General features: G+C 61.2%; 19 protein-coding genes. 7 read left to right on the forward strand and 12 right to left on the reverse strand.

Annotation, left to right across the window (positions count from 1 at the left end; translation table 11 throughout):
- Positions 1-17: 17 nt before the first annotated feature.
- The 5 genes from CFU_RS19950 to CFU_RS19970 form a co-directional block, all read right to left on the reverse strand.
- Positions 18-1,577: a M20/M25/M40 family metallo-hydrolase gene (locus tag CFU_RS19950; protein ID WP_014007801.1), complete on the reverse strand. Its 1,560-nt coding sequence runs from the start codon at positions 1,575-1,577 to the stop codon at positions 18-20.
- A 39-nt stretch (positions 1,578-1,616) separates the two neighbouring features.
- Positions 1,617-2,552, reverse strand: coding sequence for a transglutaminase family protein (locus CFU_RS19955; RefSeq protein WP_014007802.1), 936 nt, complete (start codon positions 2,550-2,552; stop codon positions 1,617-1,619).
- On the reverse strand, positions 2,549-5,095 hold the full coding sequence (locus CFU_RS19960) for a circularly permuted type 2 ATP-grasp protein (RefSeq protein ID WP_014007803.1): 2,547 nt from the start codon (positions 5,093-5,095) through the stop codon (positions 2,549-2,551). The genes CFU_RS19955 and CFU_RS19960 overlap by 4 nt, the downstream gene beginning before the upstream one ends.
- 125 nt (positions 5,096-5,220) lie before the next feature.
- Positions 5,221-8,589, reverse strand: coding sequence for a DUF2126 domain-containing protein (locus CFU_RS19965; RefSeq protein ID WP_041742523.1), 3,369 nt, complete (start codon positions 8,587-8,589; stop codon positions 5,221-5,223).
- Positions 8,590-8,698: 109 nt separating this feature from the next.
- Positions 8,699-9,922: a polyhydroxyalkanoate depolymerase gene (locus tag CFU_RS19970; protein WP_041742525.1), complete on the reverse strand. Its 1,224-nt coding sequence runs from the start codon at positions 9,920-9,922 to the stop codon at positions 8,699-8,701.
- 407 nt (positions 9,923-10,329) lie between these two features.
- On the opposite strand from CFU_RS19970, the gene CFU_RS19975 reads away from it, so the two are divergent.
- The 7 genes from CFU_RS19975 to CFU_RS20000 all read left to right on the forward strand — a co-directional run bounded on the left by CFU_RS19975 (position 10,330) and on the right by CFU_RS20000 (position 15,963).
- On the forward strand, positions 10,330-10,983 hold the full coding sequence (locus CFU_RS19975; RefSeq protein ID WP_014007806.1) for a glutathione S-transferase family protein: 654 nt from the start codon (positions 10,330-10,332) through the stop codon (positions 10,981-10,983).
- A 35-nt stretch (positions 10,984-11,018) separates the two neighbouring features.
- On the forward strand, positions 11,019-11,462 hold the full coding sequence (locus CFU_RS19980) for a cupin domain-containing protein (protein ID WP_014007807.1): 444 nt from the start codon (positions 11,019-11,021) through the stop codon (positions 11,460-11,462).
- A gap of 5 nt (positions 11,463-11,467) precedes the next feature.
- Positions 11,468-11,608, forward strand: coding sequence for a hypothetical protein (locus CFU_RS25310; RefSeq protein ID WP_238531353.1), 141 nt, complete (start codon positions 11,468-11,470; stop codon positions 11,606-11,608).
- Positions 11,609-11,723: 115 nt separating this feature from the next.
- Positions 11,724-13,139 (forward strand): circularly permuted type 2 ATP-grasp protein, encoded by a 1,416-nt coding sequence (locus CFU_RS19985; RefSeq protein ID WP_014007808.1) that lies wholly within the window; start codon positions 11,724-11,726, stop codon positions 13,137-13,139.
- A 1-nt stretch (position 13,140) separates the two neighbouring features.
- A complete protein-coding gene (locus CFU_RS19990) occupies positions 13,141-14,142 on the forward strand; it encodes an alpha-E domain-containing protein (RefSeq protein WP_014007809.1) in 1,002 nt (333 codons plus the stop codon).
- A gap of 8 nt (positions 14,143-14,150) precedes the next feature.
- The gene (locus tag CFU_RS19995; RefSeq protein WP_041743719.1) at positions 14,151-14,963 is read left to right on the forward strand and encodes a transglutaminase family protein; all 813 of its coding nucleotides are present in this window, start codon (positions 14,151-14,153) and stop codon (positions 14,961-14,963) included.
- 127 nt (positions 14,964-15,090) lie between these two features.
- Positions 15,091-15,963, forward strand: a complete 873-nt coding sequence (locus CFU_RS20000; protein ID WP_014007811.1) for a hypothetical protein — start codon at positions 15,091-15,093, stop codon at positions 15,961-15,963.
- Positions 15,964-16,049: 86 nt separating this feature from the next.
- Here the strand turns inward: CFU_RS20000 and panB are convergent, their stop codons facing one another.
- The 7 genes from panB to CFU_RS20035 all read right to left on the reverse strand — a co-directional run bounded on the left by panB (position 16,050) and on the right by CFU_RS20035 (position 22,036).
- Positions 16,050-16,880, reverse strand: a complete 831-nt coding sequence (panB, locus tag CFU_RS20005) for a 3-methyl-2-oxobutanoate hydroxymethyltransferase (RefSeq protein ID WP_041742526.1) — start codon at positions 16,878-16,880, stop codon at positions 16,050-16,052.
- A gap of 2 nt (positions 16,881-16,882) precedes the next feature.
- The gene (locus CFU_RS20010) at positions 16,883-17,542 is read right to left on the reverse strand and encodes a deoxynucleoside kinase (RefSeq protein ID WP_014007813.1); all 660 of its coding nucleotides are present in this window, start codon (positions 17,540-17,542) and stop codon (positions 16,883-16,885) included.
- A gap of 77 nt (positions 17,543-17,619) precedes the next feature.
- Positions 17,620-18,120, reverse strand: coding sequence for a 2-amino-4-hydroxy-6-hydroxymethyldihydropteridine diphosphokinase (gene folK, locus CFU_RS20015; protein WP_014007814.1), 501 nt, complete (start codon positions 18,118-18,120; stop codon positions 17,620-17,622).
- Complete coding sequence (gene pcnB / locus CFU_RS20020; RefSeq protein WP_014007815.1) at positions 18,117-19,508, reverse strand: polynucleotide adenylyltransferase PcnB; 1,392 nt, start codon at positions 19,506-19,508, stop codon at positions 18,117-18,119. The genes folK and pcnB overlap by 4 nt, the downstream gene beginning before the upstream one ends.
- The gene (locus CFU_RS20025; protein ID WP_014007816.1) at positions 19,505-20,179 is read right to left on the reverse strand and encodes an HAD family hydrolase; all 675 of its coding nucleotides are present in this window, start codon (positions 20,177-20,179) and stop codon (positions 19,505-19,507) included. Before CFU_RS20025 ends, pcnB begins: the two co-directional genes overlap by 4 nt.
- A complete protein-coding gene (gene hda, locus CFU_RS20030; protein ID WP_014007817.1) occupies positions 20,176-20,877 on the reverse strand; it encodes a DnaA regulatory inactivator Hda in 702 nt (233 codons plus the stop codon). Before hda ends, CFU_RS20025 begins: the two co-directional genes overlap by 4 nt.
- Positions 20,878-20,953: 76 nt before the next feature.
- Complete coding sequence (locus CFU_RS20035) at positions 20,954-22,036, reverse strand: AI-2E family transporter (protein WP_014007818.1); 1,083 nt, start codon at positions 22,034-22,036, stop codon at positions 20,954-20,956.
- Positions 22,037-22,167: the final 131 nt, after the last annotated feature.

The following is a 22,167-nucleotide window of genomic DNA, read 5'->3' on the forward strand; positions in this document are numbered from 1 at the left end:
GAAGTTTTTTTGATCGTTCAGAGCTTGCTGCCAAAAGGCTCCGACAGAATGCCTACCAGGCTGTTCACACCATTGATGTAATTTCCCAGCCGCATATTCTCATTGGCGCTGTGCTGATTGTTATCGGCATTGACCAGCGGCACAATCACAAAAGGAACTTTCAGTGCATCGACTAGCGCGCCGGTGGGAACAGTGCCGCCCATCATTCTGATCTGTACCGGTTCCTTACCGTAGGTCTTGGTCAAAGACCGGCGCAGCCAATTACCGATTGGCGCATGCAGATCGGTGCGCACGGCGCTGCTGGAGGCCGATGCCGACTCGAACTCCAGCGAGGCCAGTTTAGGATAGCGGGCGCGATCCGCATCGCTCGGCTCGCCATTGACCAGGTGAAAACCCTGCTTCTCCACAAATCCCTTGAGTAAAGCTACCAATGCCGCCGGCTCGGTTTCAGGCACGGTACGCAGATCCAGTTCGGCAACGGCCATCGCCGGCACGACAGTGCGAGCCTTCTCGCCGACATCTCCAGATTGCATGCCACGCACGTTGAGCGACGGATATTGCATAGCCTCCTGATAATTTTGTCCGACCTTATCCGCCACCGCAATCCCGAGGCGCTGGCGCAGCGCCGCTTCGTCGTCTGGCACCGCACGCATGACACGCAATGAATCGGCGTCCAGCTTGACGCTATCGTAATAACCGGGAACCGTAACCCGGCCCTCATCGTCTTTCATCGATGCCAGCAAACGCGCCATCAGTTGCGCCGGGTTGGCGGCATAGTTACCGTAATGCCCGCTATGGCTATCTTGCTTCGGGCCATACACCTTCAAAGTACCGACGACGATTCCGCGATTACCGAATACCAGCGTTGGCTGATTGCTGGGGTGCATCGGACCATCCAGTACGACCAGCATATCGGACTTCAGCAAATCCTGATTCCGCTTGATGACGCCGCCCAATGACGGCGATCCTTTTTCTTCTTCCGCGTCAAGAATCACCTTGAGGTTGATCGCCGGTGTCTTGCCGCCGGCTTTGAGCGCGTCAATCGCAGCCAGCAGCATCATGATCGGCGCTTTGTCATCCGCAGAGGCCCTGGCGAACAAACGCCACTCAGGATCGACATCCTTGGCGAACAGCCTATCCAGCGGCATGGCTTCCCACTGGCCTGCCGCATTGCGCTGTTTCAGTACCGGTGTCCACGGGCTTTTCTGTTGCCATTCAGAGGGATTGACCGGCTGTCCATCCATGTGCCCATAAAACAGTACCGTGGGAAGACCGGGACCACCCTTTGGAAACTCTGCAAACAGCAGCGGCTTGCCGTTATTGGCCAATTGCCTGGTATGAAAACCACGCCGCTGAAAAGCCTGTTCAAACCAGGCGGCATTGCGCTGGATATCGGCGGCTACCGCAGAGTCGTTGGGAATTGCCAGCACCTCGGCCCATTCCTTGAAGCTTGCCTGCGCAGCATTCTGCACTTGCGGCGCGATCGGCGATTCAGCCGCATAAAGAGAGGGTGTCGAAAATATGGCCATGGCACAGGCGGCCAACTGGCAGTGCTGGAAGAATGTTTTCATATGCATTTTAGAGGTGCGAAAAAATGAGGTTGGAGTAAGTACCGTTCAGACCGCGAATCCGAAACCTGGCGCTTCATGTGCCGGCAGCACCGTCACCGCCACATCCATGGTTTGCTGGCCGCCGCCGATCAGTACGCCGCGCAAGGGCGAGACATCCAGGAAATCGCGGCCCCAGCCAAGCGTGATATGGCTGGTATCGGGGAAGATGCCATTGGTTGGATCGGCGTCGATCCAGCTGCTGGCCTGGCCATTGAATCCCGGACAGTACACCGATACCCAGGCATGCGAAGCATCGGCGCCGATCAGGCGCGGCTGGCCGGGCGGCGGTTCGGTCAGCAGGTAACCGCTGACATAACGCGCCGCCAGCCCCAGCGAGCGCAGGCAGGACAGCATAAAGTGGGCAAAATCCTGGCATACGCCGCGCCGGGTAGCGAACACCTCGGTGACCGGGGTGGAGACGGTAGTGGCCAGCGGGTCGAAGGTGAATTCCTGGAAAATCCGCGTCATCAAGGCGTTGATCCCTGCCAGCAAAGGCAGCCCCGGGGTAAACGATTCCGCCGCATATGCCAGGAATTCCCGCTTGATCCGCACATGCGCCGACTCGAACAGGTAACGCGTGGCTTCCAGGTCGTCAGGCAGCAGGAACTGGCCAGCCTGGTAGGAGAGCGCGGCGCGCCCCTGTTCCCAGGGCGGCGTCGCCGGCGGCAGCTGGCGCGGCGACAGCGTGACCCAGGATTCGGCCAGGGCGCGCAGGTCGGTATGGTCGTTTTCCAGCGAAAACGATTGCAGGGGATTGCCGAAGCTGTCGAGGAACATGCGCAGGTTTTGCGGTTCCGGCGTGATGCTGATGCCGTGCGAAGTGCAGGTCTGCCATGGCAGCGAACGCGGCGTCAGGCGCAGCATCTGGTGCGACAGGCGCACCGCCTGCGAATAGGCGTAATGGGTATCGTGGCGAATATGGTAGGTGTGATCGCTCATCATGACACTCCTTGGCTGACCGGCGCGTTCAAGGGCGTGAAGAAATGCCGGGCCAGCTCGTCCGACAGCGAAAAGGCGCCGGCGATGGCGTCGCGCATCAGCTGCACCAGGCGCGCATGGGCGTCTGCCACGAACAAGGAATCATGGCTGAGGTCTTGCAGTTCGAATTCGCGCAGCACGGCCGATAGATGCGCCGGCGTGTCCATGCTGAGGGTGCCGAGCTGTTCGGCGATATCGCTCAAATAGCGCTCCAGCATATGGAACTGGAATGCAATGCCGTGCGGATTGCTGACATCGAACACCAGCAGGTGCAGCACCGGCAGCCATTCCGGCGTGCGCCGGTAGCGCACGCGGTAGGTGACCACGCTGTTGGCCGATTCCAGCAGCCACGGCAGCGTGCGGTTCTGGCGCTCCGCCGGCAGCCGCAGGAACTGGCCGAACAAGGTCGCCAGGTGGGTCATGCGTTCTATATGGCGGCCCAGCATCAGGAAGTGCCAGCCTTCATCGCGCGTCATGTCGTCCAGCGCATGGCCGGCCAGGCCGACGCAGGCCTGGATCACATTGTTGAGCATGTGCAGCGCGGCGGCCGGAGTTACGCCGCTGGGGCCGCTGCTGTCCGTCGTCAGGCCTGGCATGCGGTTGAGCGCCTGCCAGTTGTCCAGCGACAAATGCTCGCGCACCTGGTAGCCGCAGTGATGCAGATGGCGCAGATTGCCGGCAATGCCGACGCTGGCGGCAGGGTCGGCGATGGCGGCAATCAATGCCTGTTGCAAGGCGGCGACGGTTGGCCGTGCGGTCGCCGTGACGGCCGGCAGGGCAATCCCGAGGCCGCGGCAGATTTCGCACAGCTGGTAGAAAGTCTCGCGCGCCTCGCCCTGCAGGTCGTTGCTGCGTTGCAGGGTGGCGCGCAGCAGATGCGCCAGGTTATCGCAGCGTTCGGCGTAGCGCCCCATCCAGAACAGGTTTTCGCCGGCGTGCGATGAAATGTCGACCGTGCTCCTGATCAGATCCAGCGTGCGCTGCCGGCCATCGCCGTCTTCCGGCGGCGCTGTCGCCGGCGCCGCCGCATCGCCGACCTCATCGCGCACTGGGCTCAGCACCCAGACATCCTTGCTGGCGCCGCCCTGCTGCATCGACACCACGTCCTTGCGCTGGCGCGGCGCGACCCGCGTCAGGCCGCCCGGCATCACATGGTAGCTGCCGTCGGCGGCGGCCACCACGAACACCCGCAAGCTGACCGCACGGCTCATCAAGCGATATTCGCCGCTGCGCGACAGCACCGGCGCCTGCGACAGCCGCACCCATTCCTGCGCCACGTAAGCGTGCGGCTGGGCCAGCAGGCTGTCGACCAGGCGCTGGCGCGATTGCGCATTCAGGCTGTGGCCATACACCGGTTGCATGCGCATCGAGGGAAACGCCGGCATGATCACCAGCTGCTCCAGGTTGGCCAAGGTATAGTCGAGCGCGGGTTTTTCACCGCACCACCAGGACGCCACCGCCGGCAGCGCCAATGGCTGGCCGAGCAGACGCTGGCAGATGGCCGGCAGGAAACCGTGCAAGGCGCCCGATTCCAGCACGCCGCTGCCGAGCGAATTGGCGATCAGCACATTGCCAAGGCGCGCCGCCTGCACCAGCCCGGGAATGCCGAGCGCGGAATCGGAGCGCAGTTCGAGCGGATCGCAATAGTCGTCATCCAGCCGCCGCAGGATCGCATGCACGCGCCGCAGGCCGCTCAGGGTCTTGAGGTAGACCATGTCGCCGCGCACCATCAGGTCCGCCCCTTCGACCAGCGGAAAGCCCAGGGTATGCGCCAGGAAGGCGTGCTCGGAATAGGTTTCGTTATACGGCCCCGGCGTCAGCAGCACCACCAGCGGCGTCTCGCCGCCAGCCGGCGCCAGCGCGTTCAGGCTGTCGTGCAGGGTATGGAAAAATTTCAGCAGCGATTGCACATGCATGTCGCGCACCGTCTCCGGCAGCGCGCGCGACATGATCTGCCGGTTCTGCAAGGCGTAACCGGCGCCGGAAGGTCCCTGAGTGCGGTCCGACATGACCCACCAATGGCCGTCCGGCGAACGCGCCAGGTCGATTGCATACAGGTGCAGGTGTATGCCCGCCGGCGGCTCGATGCCGCGGCAAGGCCACAGGTAGCCATGCTGGCCGAACACCAGCGCCGGCGGCAGCAGGCCTTCGGACAACAGCGTCTGCGGACCGTACAAATCGGCCAGCACTGCATTGAGCAGGCGCGCACGTTGCACCACCGCGGCGGACAAGGTCTGCCATTCGTCGGCGGAAATGATCTGCGGCAGCAGGTCCAGCTCCCAGGGCCGGTTGGCGCCCTGCGGATCGGCGTACACATTGTAGGTCACGCCATCGGCGGCAATCGCTTCGCGCACCTCGCGCGCGCGGCGCCGCAGGATCTCCGGCGACAGCCCTTCGAGCTGGTCGATCAGGGTACGCCAGTGCGGCCGCAAGCGGCCGCCGGCTTCCAGCATTTCGTCGTAACGATCCGCCTCTGCGGGATAACTCTCGAGTAAACGCCGGTACATGATTATTCGCTTGCGTCACTTGAAACGGTTAAATGCACATCCTGCCGCCAAGGCTGCGAAAAATCGCAGCGCAAACTGGAAATAGTTGCGCTACGGCTTTTCTGCACCACGGCTGCCGAGCTTGATCAGAAGTGACGTAAGTCTAACGTAAATGGGAACTCGATGGATGCTATCGGTTGCCTTACCTGCATCGGCCCTGGGGTATGGTTGAGGCGGAAATAACGCCCCAGGCGCCGGCTTTCGGCTTCGAAGGCATTGACCGGGAACGTCTCGTAGCTGCGCCCGCCGGGATGCACCACGTGATACTGGCAACCGCCCAGGCTGCGGCCGTTCCAGGTATCGACCAGGTCGAAGGTCAGCGGCGAGTCGATGCCGATGGTCGGATGCAGGGCCGACGGCGGCTGCCAGGCGCGGTAACGCACGCCGCTGACGAATTCGCCGACCCGGCCGGTCGGCTGCAGCGGCACCGGTACGCCGTTGCAGGTCAGCACATAACGATCCGGCGCCATGCCGTTCACCTTCACCTGCAAGCGCTCCAGCGAAGAATCGACGTAACGGGCGTTGCCGCCGGAACGGCTTTCCTCGCCCAGCACATGCCACGGCTCGAGCGCGGTGCGCAATTCCAGCCCGATGCCATTGATGGCAAAGTCGCCGATTTTCGGGAACCTGAACTCGAAATGCGGCGCAAACCACTCCGGCTTGAATGCGTAACCGGCCTGCTGCAGGTCGCCCATCACATCGCAGAAATCCTGCCAGATGAAGTGCGGCAGCAGGAAACGGTCGTGCAGCTCGGTGCCCCAGCGCACCAGGCGCGGCGGCTTGTACGGCGTTTTCCAGAAACGCGCCACCAGCGCCCGCAGCAACAGTTGCTGGGTCAGGCTCATGCGCGCATGCGGCGGCATTTCGAATGCGCGCAGCTCCAGCAGGCCGAGGCGGCCGGTGCTGCTGTCGGGCGAATACAGCTTGTCGATGCAGAATTCGGCGCGATGCGTGTTGCCGGTGACGTCGATCAGCAGGTTGCGCAGCAGCCGGTCGACCAGCCATGGCGCACAACCGTCTTTCGCCAGCTGCTTGTCCATTTCGGTAAACGCCAGCTCCAGTTCGACCACCGCATCGTTGCGCGCTTCGTCGACGCGCGGCGCCTGCGACGTCGGGCCGATGAACATGCCGGAAAACAGGTAAGACAGCGCCGGATGGTTGTGCCAGTAGCTGATCAGGCTGCGCAGCAGGTCGGGCCGGCGCAGGAACGGCGAATCGCTGGTGGTGGCGCCGCCCAGCACCAGGTGGTTGCCGCCGCCAGTGCCGGAATGGTGGCCGTCGAGCATGAATTTCTCGGTGGTCAGGCGGGTCTCGCGCGCTACGTCGTACAGATAGGTGGTGTTGCTTACCAGCTCGCTCCAGCTGTGCATGGGCTGGATATTCACTTCGATCACGCCGGGATCGGGCGTGACGCTGAACTTGGCCAGGCGCGGATCGTGGGGCGGCTCATAACCTTCCATCAGCAACGGCTGCTCCAGGGCCTGCGCCGTGGCCTCGATCGCCGCCACCAGTTCCAGGTAATCTTCCAGCCGCTCCAGCGGCGGCATGAACAGGTACAGCACGCCCTGCCGTACTTCCGCGCACAGGGCGGTGCGGGCAATCTGGTCAGCCGATTCGAACGGCGCCGGCGCCGCCTGCGCTTCGCTGGTGAAGGCTGCGCTGTATGAAGTGGAGCTGTACGAAGTCGAGCTGTACTTCGGCGCATCAGCCGCGGTCGCCCTAGCGGCAGCAACCGGAGTCGCCAGCTGCTGGCGGATTTGCTGGGTAACCGGCAGCGGCTGGAATTCCTGAGTCGGGTCCTGCTGGTGCACAAAGGGGTAATCAGCCTTCTTGACCCAAGGCTGCGAATCGAGCGGCAAGCGATAGCCCAGGGGAGAATCGCCCGGCAGCAGATAGCAGTGTTCGCCGCGCAAGTACCAGCTCGTGCTTTGCCAGCTGCTTTCATCGGCGGAGCGGACCAGCGGCAATACGTAGCCGGCGACCTTGCGCAAGCCTTGCGAAAAGACCCGCGCCAGCCGCGCCCTTTCCTGCTTGTCGTCCAGCCGCGCGTCGGACGGATCGACGTTGATCGCCAGCCGGCGTTCGCGCCACAGGTAATAGTAGATGTCTTCATAGGCCGCGAATACGTACTGCCGCTCCAGCGTCAGCCGTGCGGCAACGCCATGCAAGAAGCGCTCGGCGATATTGTCGTCGGTGGCTTGTTTCTTGGTTTCGTCGGCAATCAAGGCCGGCGTCGACCAGATCGGCTCGCCGTCGCGGCGCCAGTAGCAATTCAGCGCCCAGCGCGGCAGCTGCTCGCCCGGATACCATTTGCCCTGGCCGAAATGCGGCAAGCCTTGCGCTGCATATTGCAGGCGCAGCCGATGGTAGAGTTCGGCCGCCAGCGGCTTCTTGGTGGGGCCCATGGCGGCCGTGTTCCATTCTTCGCCTTCGGGATCGTCAAGCGCGACGAAAGTCGGTTCGCCGCCCATCGTCAGGCGCACGTCGAGTTCGTCCAGGTCGTCGTCGATGGCGTGGCCCAGCTCTTCGATCTCTTCCCACTGCTGTTCGCTGTACGGCTTGGTGACGCGCGGCGACTCCCAGATGCGGCGCACGCTCATCGCATGTTCGAATTCGACTTCGCATGGCTCCACCATGCCGCTGACCGGCGCCGCCGACGACGGTTCCGGCGTGCAGGAAAGCGGGATATGCCCTTCGCCGGCGAACAGGCCGGAGGTGGGATCAAGGCCGATCCAGCCGGCGCCGGGCAGGTAGACCTCGCACCAGGCGTGCAGGTCGGTGAAGTCGGTCTGCGGGCCGGACGGGCCGTCGAGCGATTTCTGGTCGGCCGTCAGCTGGATCAGGTAGCCGGAGACGAAACGCGCCGCCAGCCCGAGGTAGCGCAATATCTGCACCAGCAGCCAGGACGAATCGCGGCATGAGCCGGAACCGAGGGTTAACGTCTGTTCCGGCGTCTGCACACCAGGTTCCATGCGGATGGTGTAGCTGATCAGCTGCGCCAGCTGCTGGTTCAGGCTGACCAGGAAGTCTTCCGTGCGGATCCTTTCGCGCGGCACCTGGTCCAGGAACTTCTGCAGCAGGGGCGTCAGCGGCAGTTTCTTGCGGTACGGCTCGAGCTCGTTCTGCAGTTCGGGGGCATAAGAAAACGGCACTTTCTCGGCATACGGCTCAAGAAAAAAGTCGAACGGATTGAGCACCGACATTTCCGCCACCAGGTCGACCTCAATGCGGAATTCGCTGGCCTTTTCCGGAAACACCAGCCGCGCCAGGTAATTGGCCTGCGGGTCCTGTTGCCAGTTGATGAAATGCGGCTCCGGCAGTATTCGCAGCGAATAGCTGAGGATGCGGGTGCGGCAATGCGGCGCCGGGCGCAGGCGGATGATCTGAGGCCCGAGGGTGATCGGGCGCTCGTAACGATAGGTGGTGAGATGATTGAGTGCTACGTGAATTGACATGGATATCCTCTGCGACAATCAATAAGTAGTTCGTAGGGTGGGCACCCGTGCCCACGCGTGACCGTGATAACCGGAGTGCAGGCAACAGCGTGGGCACACAGTGCCCACCCTACTGATGGCTGTGGATGAAATCGCGCAGGCGCGGGTAAATTTCATTGTCCCAGCGCCGGCCGTTGAAGACCCCATAATGCCCGACCCCGGTCTGCACATGATGCGATTTCATGTACGGCCGTATGCCGCTGCACATGTCCTGGGCGGCCACGGTCTGGCCTACTGCGCAAATATCATCCTTCTCTCCTTCTACGGTGAACAATGCGGTGCGCCGGATCGCCGACGGCTCTATCGTACGCCCGAATGCCTGCATTTCGCCAAGCGGCAATGCATGGTCCTGGAATACGCTTTGCACGGTTTCCAGGTAAAACTCCGCCGCCAGGTCCGACATGGCGAAATATTCGGCGTAAAACGTCTTGATGGTGTTGGCTTTTTCGTCCTCGCCGTCGACCAGGTAGTTGTACAGGTTCTGGAAGGCCTTGAGGTGACGCTCCAGGTTCATGCTCATGAACGCATTCAGTTGCAGGAAACCGGGATAGACCTGGCGCTGGCTGCCGGCGAAACGGCCGGGAACGGTGCTCACCAGGTTCTTCTGGAACCACTCGATCGGCTTGCTTTTCGCCAGCTGGTTGACCGCGGTAGGATTGATGCGGGTATCGATAGGGCCGGCCATCAGGGTCATGCTGGACGGCTGCGCCGGATGCTTGTCGGCCGCCATCAGCGACACCGCCACCAGCGCCGCCACGGTCGGCTGGCAGACTGCCACCACGTGCGTGCCGGGGCCGATCTTCTCGATGAAGCGGATCAGGTGGGCGACATATTCGTCGAAACCGAAACGGCCGTCGCTAAGGGCGACGTCGCGGGCGTTGTGCCAGTCGGTGATATACACGTCATGGTCGCGCAACAAGGTGTTCACGGTGCCGCGCAACAAAGTGGCGAAATGCCCGGACATGGGCGCAACCAGGAGGATGCGCGGCTGCACGGCCTTGGTTTCTTTACGGAAACGCAACAGAGTGCAGAACGGCGTCTGGTCGCTTATTTCTTCATGCACCGAAACCGTGCGCCCATTCTCTTCCACGCTGTCTATCCCGAATGCAGGGCGCTGGTGCGTCAACTGGGTGCATGAAAACAGTTCGCAGGCGGCGGCCAGCTTGCGCAGCGCGAGGCTGTCAGGCCAACCGGGAAAACGGTAGCCCAACATCGGTGCGGCAGCGCCAGCCCACGCACGCATCGGATCGCTGAAATCCGCATAGCCCTGATATGCCTGGTAAATTTTAGTCATGGGACTACCCTGTTTATTGGAATGCCGGCAAACGTAGCAGGTGCAATATCCATGCCCATATCTCTGGCACGGCCTTTGCTCAGTAGACATCAACCGGTTTGCCAATAGGGCCTGTTGACATTCAATTTGGGAGTGCGAACGCGCGGCAGGCGTTACAGGCCTAGGCGCGACGACGCGACGTAGTGGTGCTACGGCAAGGAGGAGCAACAACGGCATGTGACGCCTGCAGCCGTTCCCGGAGGGTTCAAACCAAAACGTGCGCTGGGCGCGTTGCATGGCTTGCAGGGGCGGCCTGCCCCTGCGACGCCACGCGTCTTGCCAGCACACGTTTTGGTTTGAACGCATCTCCCAAATTGAATGTCAACAGGCCCTAAAACGCTTTCGATCCAATACGGAAGAATATTGCCATGCCTAAGACCACCTTGAGCATCACCAGTAAAAACTATTCGTCGTGGTCCTTGCGCGGCTGGCTGCTGACCAGGTTCTCCGGACTGGAATTCCAGGAAAACCTGATCTCGCCGGACGATCCGGACGCACGCGCCGAAATCCTGCTGCTGTCGTCGTCGATCCTGGTGCCCTGCCTGTATCACGGCAACATCGTGGTGTGGGATACCCTGGCCATCGGCGAGTACCTGCACGAGATCCGGCCCAAGGCCGGGCTGCTGCCGGCGGACCGCGCTGCGCGCGCGCACTGCCGCTCGATCTGCGGCGAAATGCATTCCGGCTTCAGCGCCCTGCGCTCGGCGCTGCCGATGAACATCAAGGCGCGCTTCCCCGACTTCAAGGTGTGGTCGCGCGCCGAAGCCGACATCAAGCGCATCACCACTATCTGGAAACAATGCCTGGCGACCTATGGCGGCCCGTTCCTGTTCGGCGAGCGCTCGATGGCCGACGCCATGTACGCGCCGGTGGCGACGCGCTTTCTGACGTACGATGTAAAGCTGGATTCCGTCTGCAGCGCCTATTGCAAGCGCATCATGGCGTTGCCGGAAATGCAGGAATGGATCAAGGCGGCCAAGCTGGAGCCGGACGATATCAATGAACTGGACGTGGAATTCTGAAAACGGTTTCCGATGCCAAGGAAAGGATAGCTGCAATGGATACAAAGACAGAAGCTGGACCCAAGACCGTGTTCTCCCATGTGCGCGAAGGCGACACCGAATTCGAATCGGGCGGCTTGCGCGATTTTTTCCTGTACCGCGATCTCGGCATCGCCGCCGCCACCGGCGGCCAGGTGGTGGCGCACCTGGTGAAAGCCAACATGGCGCCCGAGGTCGGCACCGGCTGGCACCGGCATGAAGCCGATTTCCACATCGTCTATATGCTCAAAGGCTGGGCGCGCTTCATGTACGAGGACAAGGAAACGCTGGTCAAGGCCGGCGACTGCGTGCACCAGCGGCCGGGCATCGTGCATTTTTTATTCGACTACTCGGAAGACATGGAGTATCTTGAAATCGTCAGCCCGGCGGCATTCACTTCGATCGACATGCCCGCACCGTGTCCTGTCCCGGCGCCGGCGCCATGGCCCAAGGAGGGTTGAGCGGCATGGTTGAACAGCATTTAATACAGCAGTTTTTGCAATCAGATCATCACGGAGGCCACCACCCAGATTATGCAAAATTTGCTAAGAGCGAACCTGGCATTGCCGAAAATAAAGCCTATTCAACCAGCAAGATCGCATGTTAATCTTTAATTAATATAATGCTGAGTTAGCAACGAATAGGCAACAACCGGCTTGTTACGGGCACGCTTCTTGATAGCTACTTGATAGTTTCCGATCAAACCACAGCAAAGCAAGATCATGGCAAATTTTTTCGATGAAATGTACTCCGATGGCAATTCGTCGGTGCGCCCGCACTATAACGAATTTTCCAATTGGCTCAACGCCCAGACCGCTGAAACGATTGCCCGCAAACGCGCCGAAGCCGACCTGATTTTCCGCCGGGTCGGGATTACCTTCGCCGTGTACGGCAACGATGCCGGCACCGAACGTCTGATCCCCTTCGACATCATTCCGCGCATCATCCATGCGCAGGAGTGGGCAACGCTGGAAGCCGGCCTGATCCAGCGCGTCAAGGCGCTCAATATGTTCATCCACGACATCTACCACGACCAGAACATCGTCAAGGCAGGCGTGATCCCGGCGGAACAGATTTTCCGCAACGCCCAGTACCGCCCCGAAATGCAGGGCATCTCGGTCGCTTCGGATATCTACGCGCACATTGCGGGGGTCGATATCGTACGCGCCGGCGAGGGCGAGTTCTACGTCCTCGAAGATAACCTGCGGGTGCCGTCGGGCGTGTCCTACATGCTGGAAAACCGCAAGATGATGATGCGGCTGTTCCCCGAACTGTTCCTGCGTCACAAGATCGCGCCGGTCGACCATTATCCCGACATGCTGCTGGATAACCTGCGTTCGGTGGCGCCGGTCGGCGTCACCGATCCGACGGTGGTGGTGATGACGCCGGGGATGTACAACTCGGCCTACTTCGAACATGCTTTCCTGGCGCAGCAGATGGGCGTCGAGCTGGTCGAAGGACAGGACCTGTTCGTCAACGACAATCACGTCTACATGCGCACCACGCGCGGCCCCAAGCGGGTCGACGTGATCTATCGCCGGATCGACGACGACTATCTCGATCCGCTCGCCTTCCGCGCCGATTCATCGCTCGGCGTGCCGGGCCTGCTGTCGGTCTACCGCGCCGGCAACGTCACGCTGGCGAACGCAATCGGCACCGGCGTCGCCGACGACAAGTCGGTCTACCCGTTCGTGCCGGACATGGTGCAGTTCTACCTGTCGGAAAAACCGATCCTGAACAACGTCCCGACTTTCCAGTGCCGCAAGAAAGAAGACTTGCAATACACCCTGGACAACCTCAAGGACCTAGTGGTCAAGGAAGTGCATGGCGCCGGCGGCTACGGCATGCTGGTCGGCCCGGCGTCGACCAAGCAGGAAATCGAGGATTTCCGCCAACGCGTGCTGGCCAAGCCGGACGGTTATATTTCCCAGCCGACGCTGGCCTTGTCGGCTTGCCCGACCTATGTCGAATCCGGCATCGCACCGCGCCACCTGGACCTGCGGCCATTCGTATTGTCCGGCAAGAATGTCTCCCTGGTGCGCGGCGGCCTGACCCGCGTCGCCCTCAAGGAAGGTTCGCTGGTGGTCAACTCGTCCCAAGGCGGCGGCACCAAAGACACCTGGATTCTGGAGAAATAACATGCTCAGTCGCACCGCCGACCATTTGTTCTGGATGTCCCGCTATACCGAGCGGGCAGAAAATACCGCACGCATGCTGGACGTGCACGTGCAGACCGGGCTGCTGCCGCAGTCGGTCGAAGATGTGGAAAAAGGCTGGCGCGCAGTGCTCGGCATTTCCGAGCTGACCCATGCCTACGACAAGAAATACAGCGTGGTCACGCAAAAAGACGTGATCGACTTCATGGTGCGCGATCCCAGCAATTCGTCCTCGATCGCCTCCTGCCTGAAACAGGCGCGCGAGAATGCGCGCGCAGTACGCGGCGCGCTGACCACCGAAGCCTGGGAAATCCAGAACGCCACCTGGATCAAGATGCAGGGTTATCTGCAGACCAACGCGCTGGAGCAGAACCCCAGCGAATTCTTCGAGTGGGTCAAACACCGCTCGCACCTGTCGCGCGGCGTCACCATCGGCACCATGCTCAAGGACGAGGCCTTCCACTTTATCCGTCTCGGCACCTTCCTGGAGCGCGCCGACAACACCGCGCGCATCATCGACGTCAAATTCCACGGCGCCAAGGAAGGCGCCTATACGAAGAACCTGCAGAACCAGAACGGCCAGCGGCAAAGCCAGGAACAGGATGCGATCGCCGATCCGCAAATCGATTTCTATTACTGGGCGGCGATCCTGCGTTCCGTGTCAGGTTTTGAGATCTACCGCAAGGTGTACCGCGACGTCATCACGCCGGCGCGCGTGGCCGACCTGCTGATCTTGCGGCCGGACATGCCGCGCTCGCTGCTGTCGTGCATGGAACAAGTGGTCGGCAATCTCAAGCATGTGCATAACGACACGTCCTCCGACACCGAACGCTTCGCAGGAAAATTGCATGCCGACCTGAAGTTCAGCAATCTCGAGGAGATCCTGGACGCCGGCCTGCATGATTACCTGACCCGCTTCTTCGAACGGATCTTCGAGCTTGGCAATCGCATCAGCCGCGATTTCCTGGTGCCCCTCAACACCTGATGGCCGACATGCTCCTTACCATCCGGCATGAAACGGTTTACCACTACACCGCGGCGCTGACCTACACGATCCAGCAGCTGCGGCTGTCGCCGCGCGCGGAAGCCCAGCAGCGCACGCTGGCGTGGCATATCAGCAGCTCGGGCAACCGCCATCCCTACATCGATGCGTTCGGCAACCTGTGCCATACGCTGACTGTCACCAAGCCGCACCATGAGGTGCGCATCATCGCCGAAGGCACGGTCGCGGTGACGCCGCTGCAGCAAGGGCGGCTGCCGCAGGCGGGGGAGTTTTCACCGCTGGTGTTTACCGTGCCGACCCAGCTGACCCAAGCCACCGCGGCAGTCATGGATTTCGCCCATAAGAATTTGCGCGCGGGCGCCGGCAGCAGGCAGCTGCTGGAGCTGGCGCAGGCGATCTGCGCGACGGTGGCTTACCAGAGCGGCTCGACTGCGGTCACCAGCAGCGCCGACGATGCGCTGGCGCTGGGCCAGGGCGTGTGCCAGGACCATGCGCACCTGTTCCTGGCTTGCTGTCATATAGCGGGCATCCCGGCACGTTACGTGTCGGGTTATATCGATCCCGGCAACACCAATCACGCGGAAAGCCATGCCTGGGTCGACGTCTGGGTGCAGGAAGGCGATTTCGCCGGCTGGATCAGCATCGATGTGACTCATGCCTGTTTTGCCAGCGACAACTATTGCAGGCTGGCAATCGGACGCGACTACGATTCGGCCGCGCCGGTGCGCGGCGTGCGGCGCGGCGGCGGCGAAGAGACACTGACTGTGCAAGTCAATGTTTCTGCCTTACCATCTGATCAATAAGAGAATCAATAAGCGGCTTACACAAATTTACAATAAATTGTCGTATTATTAACATAAAACCTTGATCTGACCGGGAAACCGCCCTGGCTTCCTGTAAAATCGCCACTTTGCATTTTTCTTCGACACCATGACTTACTGCGTTGCCCTTCGCCTGGAATCCGGCCTGGTTTTTCTTTCCGACTCCCGCACCAATGCGGGCGTGGACCATGTCGCCACCTCGCGCAAGATGAGCGTGTTCGAAAATCCCGGCGAACGCCTGATGGTGTTCATGACCGCCGGCAACCTGTCGATTTCACAGTCGATCAAGGAAATCATCGGCGAACACATGAATGGCGCCGGCAAGACCATCTGGACCGTGGATTCGATGTACGAAGCGGCGCAGATCGTCGGCGAGGCGATTCGCACCGTGTATGAGCGAGAAGCAAAGGCGCTGGAAAAATTCGGCATCGATTTCAACGTCAGCATCATTTTCGGCGGCCAGATCAAGGGCGAGCGCTGCCGCTTGTTCCAGATTTATTCGGCCGGCAATTTCATCGAATCGCACAACGAAAACACCTACTTCCAGATCGGCGAATCGAAATACGGCAAGCCGATACTTGACCGTGTCATCACACCTGCGTCAACGCTGGACGAAGCGGCAAAATGCGCATTGATTTCGATGGATTCGACGCTGCGCTCGAATGTCTCGGTTGGCTTGCCGCTGGATATGCTGCTGTATGAAAACGATACGCTGGCGGTCACGCGCTTTGTCACCATCGGCGAGAAGAACCAGTATTTCCAGATGATCCGCGAAAACTGGGGCAAGCAGCTCAAAAGCGTATTCGACGGCATCGCCGATCCGGTCTGGAACGCCGATCCGGCAACCACCTCGAATGTGCTGTCGGCGCAAGGCTCGCGCAGCGAACCGCTGGTAGTCACGCCGCCGCAAGGAGTCGGCAACGACAGCCAGCCGGCGCCGCTGCAGACCCTGGCGCAGGGAAGCAACGGCAAACAGCATTAACAAGCCCGACAACAAAAAACGGCGCCCGAACTCGGCGCCGTTTTTTATTCAGGCTTTGCTTCAGTGCCGGCCACGGCCGGGAAACCTCAGAAACAGTGTTCCGGCGCCGGAAACGACTTGTCTTTCACCGCGCTGACATAGGCCAGCACAGCCGCATCGATGCTGGTCTGGCCTTCCATGAAGTCTTTCACGAAACGCGCCTTGTGGCCAGGGAAAACGCCCATCAGGTCGTGCATCACCAGCACCTGGCCGGAACAGTCCGGACCGGCGCCGATGCCGATGGTCGGGATCGACAGCAGCTCGCTCACTTCCTTGCCCAGCGCCGCCGGAATCGCTTCCAGCACCAGCAGGCTGGCGCCCGCCTCTTGCAGCGCCAGGGCGTCGGCTTTCAGCTGCTCCGCAGCCGCGTGCGACTTGCCCTGCACCTTGTAGCCGCCCATCTGGTGCACCGACTGCGGCGTCAGGCCGAGATGGCCGCAGACCGGGATCGCGCGTTCGGTGAGGAAACGCACGGTAGGCACCAGCCAGGTGCCGCCTTCGATCTTGACCATCTGTGCGCCGGCCTGGATCACCGGCACGGCGTTGGCAAATGCGCTTTCCGGCGTGGCATAAGTGCCGAACGGCAGGTCGGCCAGCACCAGCGCGGTGCGGTTGCCGCGCGCCACGCTGGCGGTGTGGTAAACGATGTCCTGGATGGTGACCGGCAGGGTTGAACTGTGGCCCTGGCATACCATGCCGAGCGAATCGCCGATCAGCAGGGTTTCCACGCCGCAGCGGTCCATCAGGGCGGCGAAGCTGGCGTCGTAGCAAGTCAGCATGGTGATTTTTTCACCTTTGTCGCGCAAGGCTTGCAGCGCCGGAATAGTGATCGGCTTACTGCGCGCAGCCGGGTCGCTGCCTTGTAAATATCCTGCCATTGTCATTCTCCACGATTGAAAAATTCACGCTTGCCGCGCATGCCGTCGATGCGCGCCAAGAGCAAGCTGAAATCGGCATCGTTGCCGGCCAGGTCCAGGTGTTCGTTATTGACGATCATCAGCGGCGCTTCGTCATAGTGATAGAAGAAGCGGCTGTAGCTTTCGCACAGGCGCGCCAGGTACTCCGGCGAAATGCTTGCTTCCATCTCGATGCCGCGCTTCTTGATGCGCTCTATCAAGGTTTCGGGCTCCGCCTGCAGGTAGATCACCAGGTCCGGCGTCGCTGCCTGCGGCCGCAGGTGGTCGTACATTTGCTGGTACAGCTTGAACTCCTCGTCGGCCAGCGTCAGGCGGGCAAAGATGGGGTCCTTGGCCAGCAGGAAATCGGCGACCAGGTGGCCGGGGCTGTCGAACAGGTCGTTCTGCGCCAAGGTTGTGGAAAAATCGCGCAGCTGGTTGATGCGCTGGAACAGGAAGAACATTTGCGTCGACAAGGCATAACGCGGCGCATCGCGATAGAATTTTTCCAGGAACGGATTGGCTTGCGGCTGCTCCAGCAAGACCCGGCCGCCCAGGTGCATGGCGATCTTGTTGACCAGCGTAGTCTTGCCGACCCCGATCGGGCCTTCGACGACGATGTACTTGTAGCTGTCTAGATTCATGTTTAAGAAGTGTGCTGCATTCGTGAAGGGGACAGTGTGCCAGAAGCCGGCGCAGGCTGCCCCAATGAAACCAATCCCTATATCTTGCGGATGGCCTGGTGCGCGACCTGCGGGGCAAACTGGTGTGCCGGGCCTTGCTTGGGAATGACGATGAAGGGATCCAGCTGCAACAGCGGGATCAGGACAAAAGCGCGCTGCGTCATGCGCGGGTGCGGCACGGTCAGCACCGCATCCGCGAAGGTCGACTGGCCATACAACAGCAGGTCCAGGTCCAGCGTGCGCGGGGCATTGGGATAGGGGCGCTGACGGCCGAAATCCTGTTCGATCTGTTGCAAGCCTTGCAGCAAGGCATGCGCGTCGAGGCGGGTCTTGATGCGCGCCACGGCGTTGATGTAATCGTCGCCGCCGGCGTCCAGCGGCGCCGTGCAAAACAGGCTGGACTGTGCATCGAGGCTGGTGTCAGGCAGTTTGCCGAGCTGCAGGATGGCGCGCTGCACCTGGCCGCTGGCGTCGCCCAGGTTGGCGCCGATGCCGATGTAAGCAGTGACCGCTGCGGCGGCAGGAGACATTGCCGTCATTGACCACCTTGCTCATCATTGCCGCGGCCGCCGGCGCTGCTGCCGGTGTTGACACCCTTGGCGCCGCTGCGCGAACCGCGCCGGCGCGGACGTTTTTTGGCAGGCGCGGCTTCGGCGGCAACCTTCGGCTTTTGCGCCAGCAGCAATTCGCGCTCGCTGCCGTCGCCTTCCATGAAGCCGGTCCACCACTCGCCGATTTCGCTGTCGATCTCGCCCGAGGCGCAACGCAGCAGCAGGAAGTCGTAGCCGGCGCGCAAGCGCAGGTGTTCCAGCAGCTTGTACGGCGCCTTGCCGGCCCGGCGCTCGAAGCGCGGCTGCATGGCCCAGATATCGCGCATGTCGGAAGCGATCTTGCGTTGCAGGGCCAGCTTGTCGGTCTGGGCTTCCAGCACATCGTCGGCAGCCAGGTGCAGCGCCGGGATCGGAAACTCGCCGGCCGCCTTGTAGGCAGTCCATTTTTCCAGCACCTGGTGCCACAACAGCGATGCAAACAGGAACCCGGGAGACACCGGCTTGCCCTGCTGCACGCGGACGTCGGTATTGGCCAGCGCCAGCGTGACAAATTTTTCGCCGAGCGGCTGCTCCAGCACCACGTCGAGCAAAGGCAGCAGGCCGTGATGCAGGCCTTCCTTGCGCAATTGCTGCAGGCAAGCCAGGGCATGGCCGCTCATCAGCAGCTTCAGCATTTCGTCGAACACCCGCGCCGCAGGCACGTTGTCGATCAGCGCCGCCATCACCGGGATCGGCGCCCGGGTGGCCGGATCGATCGTGAACTTGAGCTTGGCGGCGAAGCGCACGATGCGCAGCATGCGTATCGGATCTTCGCGGAAGCGCGCTTCCGGCTCGCCGATGATGCGCAAGGTCTTGGCGCGGATATCGTCGATGCCGCCGTGGTAATCGAGCACGCTCTCGGTGGCCGGATCGTAGTACATCGCATTGATGGTGAAATCGCGCCGCACCGCATCTTCGTGCTGCTCGCCGAAGGTGTTGTCGCGCAACACGCGGCCATGCTCGTCTTTCGGCGAACCGTCGGAGGAGGCGCCGCGGAAAGTGGTGACTTCGATCAGTTCCTGGCCGAACATCACGTGCACGATCTGGAACCGCTTGCCGATGATGAAAGCACGCCGGAACAGGCGCTTGACCTGTTCCGGCGTGGCGTTGGTGGCGACGTCGAAATCCTTGGGTTTCACGCCCAGCAGCAGGTCGCGCACCGCACCGCCGACGATAAAGGCCTTGAAGCCGTTATCCTGCAGGGTCTTGGTGACCCTTACCGCATTCGGCGACACCAGCTGCGGATTGATGCCATGCTGTTTCGGGCCGAGTATCAACGGTTGGGTGGGATCTTTTTTCTTTTTCCCAAGGATGGAGCGAATCAGCTTCTTGATCATTGCGCGTCGAATAAATTCAGGATGGGCCAGCCGTGGGCAATTGCGTGCTCTTTCAGGCGGGCGTTCGGATTGGTGGCGACAGGGTCGGTGACCAGCGCCATCAGCGGCAGGTCGTTGTGCGAATCGCTATAGAAAAAACTGCGCGGGAAACTGGCCAGCGTCATGTCCATGGTCGCCAGCCAGGCCCGGGTGTGGGTGACTTTGCCGGGGCCGTAGGTCGGCGTATCGGCCAGCTTGCCGGTGATCTCGCCGTCGCCGGTGGTTTCCGGATCGGAGGCGATCAGGAAATCGACGCCCAGGGCCTTGGCGATCGGCTCCGTCACGAAACTGTTGGTGGCGGTCACGATCGCCACCAGGTCACCGGCGTCCTGGTGCTGTTGCAGCAAGTCGCGCGCCGCCGGGGTGATCTGCGGCAGGATCACTTGCGCCATGAACTGCTCATGCCAGGCATCGAGCTGCTTGCGCGGGAATTTCGCCAAGGTGCCGAACGCGAATTCCAGGTATTTGACCGGATCCAGCGTACCGGCCTGGTATTGGGCAAACCATTCGGCGTTGCTCTTTTCGAAAGCATCGGGATCGACTGCGCCGATGCGCGCCAGGAACTGCCCCCATTCATAGTCTGAGTCGACAGGCAGCAGCGTATGGTCAAGGTCGAATAGAGCCAAATTCATAGTGATTGTTTATCTTCGGATTCGAGTTGCAACAAGCTGCGTAGCAAGGGCAGCGTTATGGGGCGCTGGGTTTCCAGTGAATAGCGGTCGAGTTCGTCCAGCATGGCTGACAAAGACCGCATGTCGCGCCGGAAATGCGTAATCAGGTAGGGTAACACGCCGCTCGACAGATGCAGGCCGCGCGCTTGCGCCGCATGCGTCAGGGCGGCGATCTTTTCTTCGTCGCTCAAGCCGTGCAGCTGGTAAATCAGGCCCCAGCCGAGGCGGGTCCGCAAATCTTCGCGCACGCTCAGCTCGGACGGTGGCAGTTCGCCGCTGGTGACCAGCCAGCCGCCGTGTTCGCGGATCTGGTTAAACAGGTTGAAGGCTTCGATCTGGTCGTCGGCCGACAATTTGTCGCAGTTGTCGATCAGGTAACCGGCCACGTCGGGCGAAAATTGGAAGGCCTCGGCGTCGTCATTCGGGCCGTGGATCAGGCGCGCGCTGGTGCTGCTGGCCAGCGCCTGCAGCACATGGCTTTTGCCGGCGCCGGCCTGGCCCCACAGGTAAACGAAGCGGTCGCCCGGCGCGGTGAGGGATTTTGCCGACGGCGCGACCAGACGCTGCAAGAACTGTAACGCTTCTTGGTTCTGCCCGACCACAAAAGTAGCCAGGGTCTGCGGCTCATCCGCGGTAATGTCCAGCGTTAGCTGCCTCATTCTTGTTTCTTCACTTGTTACTTAAACTCAATCAATTGGGGAGCAATATAGGAAGCAATGCGGGGCGACGCATGCTTCACGTATTATAAAAACTGCTGCTCAGGTAATGCGCGCGCACATGCTTGACCACTACCGACATGATCGCCGAACACGGCAGCGCCAGCAGTATGCCGACAAAACCGAACAGCTGGCCGAAGGCCATCAAGGCAAAAATCACCACCAGCGGATGCAGGCCGATGCGCTCGCCTACCAGGCGCGGCGTCAGGATAAAACTTTCCAGCACCTGGCCGATGCCATACACGATGGCGACCGCGATCAGTCCGTGCCAGCCGCTGAACTGCAGCATCGCCGCGATCAGCGCCAGCACCAGCCCAAGGCCGAAACCGACATACGGAATGAATACCAGCAAACCGGTAATGATGCCCACAGGCAACGCAACATCAAAGCCGGCAATTGCCAGCCCGGTCGAATAATAAATCGCCAGAACCAACATTACCAGCAATTGGCCGCGCAAATACTGCGCCAGCAGGCTATCGACCTCCTGCGTCATGTTGCCGGTCTTGCCTTGCCAGCGGCGCGGCACCAGGCGGCCTAAGCGCTCGACAATCGAGTGCCAGTCCTGCAGCAGGTAAAACAGCACTACCGGCACCAGTAGGATGGTGGCGAGCCAGCCCAGCACCGCCGTGCCGCCGACCTTGACCGAAGCCAGCACCGAGGTCCAGATTTCATCGCCGCTGGTCGACAGCTGCTTGGTCAGCATTTCCTTGATGCCGGTGCCGTCCAGCCGCACGTTGATGCCGAAATCCTGCAGATGCGGTCCGATCAGGCCGTCCAGCTTGTTCAGGAAGTTGGGGATCTGGTCTTGCAGCAAGGGAAATTCTTTGCGCAATACCGGCACCACGATCAGGATCACCGCCAGGATCGCGAACACCAGCAGCAGTATCACCACCAGCACCGCCAGCGCGCGCGGGAAGGGAAACTTGCCGATGCGCCGGCGCGACAGCCAGTCGACCCCGGGATTGAGCGCATAGGCGAGGATGGCGGAGGCGATGAAAGGCGTCAGGATCGGTCCCAAAGCCACCATCAGCGCTATCAGCAACAGGCCCAGTCCCAGCCATAATGCGGTTTGTTTTTGTTCGTCGGTAAAAGAAAATGGCATGGAATCGAAAGTTTGATGGATCGGTTTGATAAAATACCGCTTTTACCGCGCAATAACCTGGCCGCAACCAAGCGATTGGAAAGTTAAAAACAAGCTGAAAACAAGACAAAATCAGTGGAAAAGCCGTATTC

The organism is Collimonas fungivorans Ter331, assembly GCF_000221045.1.
GTDB classification, from domain to species: domain Bacteria; phylum Pseudomonadota; class Gammaproteobacteria; order Burkholderiales; family Burkholderiaceae_D; genus Collimonas; species Collimonas fungivorans_A.

Bases quoted from the DNA above. Each gene is read 5' to 3' on its own strand.
- CFU_RS19965 (WP_041742523.1), bottom strand. From the start codon at position 8,589: ATGTCAATTCACGTAGCACTCAATCATCTCACCACCTATCGTTACGAG.
- CFU_RS19975 (WP_014007806.1), top strand. From the start codon at position 10,330: ATGCCTAAGACCACCTTGAGCATCACCAGTAAAAACTATTCGTCGTGG.
- CFU_RS20010 (WP_014007813.1), bottom strand. From the start codon at position 17,542: ATGAATCTAGACAGCTACAAGTACATCGTCGTCGAAGGCCCGATCGGG.
- CFU_RS19995 (WP_041743719.1), top strand. From the start codon at position 14,151: ATGCTCCTTACCATCCGGCATGAAACGGTTTACCACTACACCGCGGCG.
- panB (WP_041742526.1), bottom strand. From the start codon at position 16,880: ATGGCAGGATATTTACAAGGCAGCGACCCGGCTGCGCGCAGTAAGCCG.
- CFU_RS19960 (WP_014007803.1), bottom strand. From the start codon at position 5,095: ATGTACCGGCGTTTACTCGAGAGTTATCCCGCAGAGGCGGATCGTTAC.
- CFU_RS20025 (WP_014007816.1), bottom strand. From the start codon at position 20,179: ATGAATTTGGCTCTATTCGACCTTGACCATACGCTGCTGCCTGTCGAC.
- CFU_RS25310 (WP_238531353.1), top strand. From the start codon at position 11,468: ATGGTTGAACAGCATTTAATACAGCAGTTTTTGCAATCAGATCATCAC.
- hda (WP_014007817.1), bottom strand. From the start codon at position 20,877: ATGAGGCAGCTAACGCTGGACATTACCGCGGATGAGCCGCAGACCCTG.
- CFU_RS19985 (WP_014007808.1), top strand. From the start codon at position 11,724: ATGGCAAATTTTTTCGATGAAATGTACTCCGATGGCAATTCGTCGGTG.
- CFU_RS19950 (WP_014007801.1), bottom strand. From the start codon at position 1,577: ATGCATATGAAAACATTCTTCCAGCACTGCCAGTTGGCCGCCTGTGCC.
- CFU_RS19990 (WP_014007809.1), top strand. From the start codon at position 13,141: ATGCTCAGTCGCACCGCCGACCATTTGTTCTGGATGTCCCGCTATACC.
- CFU_RS19955 (WP_014007802.1), bottom strand. From the start codon at position 2,552: ATGATGAGCGATCACACCTACCATATTCGCCACGATACCCATTACGCC.
- CFU_RS19980 (WP_014007807.1), top strand. From the start codon at position 11,019: ATGGATACAAAGACAGAAGCTGGACCCAAGACCGTGTTCTCCCATGTG.
- CFU_RS20035 (WP_014007818.1), bottom strand. From the start codon at position 22,036: ATGCCATTTTCTTTTACCGACGAACAAAAACAAACCGCATTATGGCTG.
- CFU_RS19970 (WP_041742525.1), bottom strand. From the start codon at position 9,922: ATGACTAAAATTTACCAGGCATATCAGGGCTATGCGGATTTCAGCGAT.
- folK (WP_014007814.1), bottom strand. From the start codon at position 18,120: ATGACGGCAATGTCTCCTGCCGCCGCAGCGGTCACTGCTTACATCGGC.
- CFU_RS20000 (WP_014007811.1), top strand. From the start codon at position 15,091: ATGACTTACTGCGTTGCCCTTCGCCTGGAATCCGGCCTGGTTTTTCTT.
- pcnB (WP_014007815.1), bottom strand. From the start codon at position 19,508: ATGATCAAGAAGCTGATTCGCTCCATCCTTGGGAAAAAGAAAAAAGAT.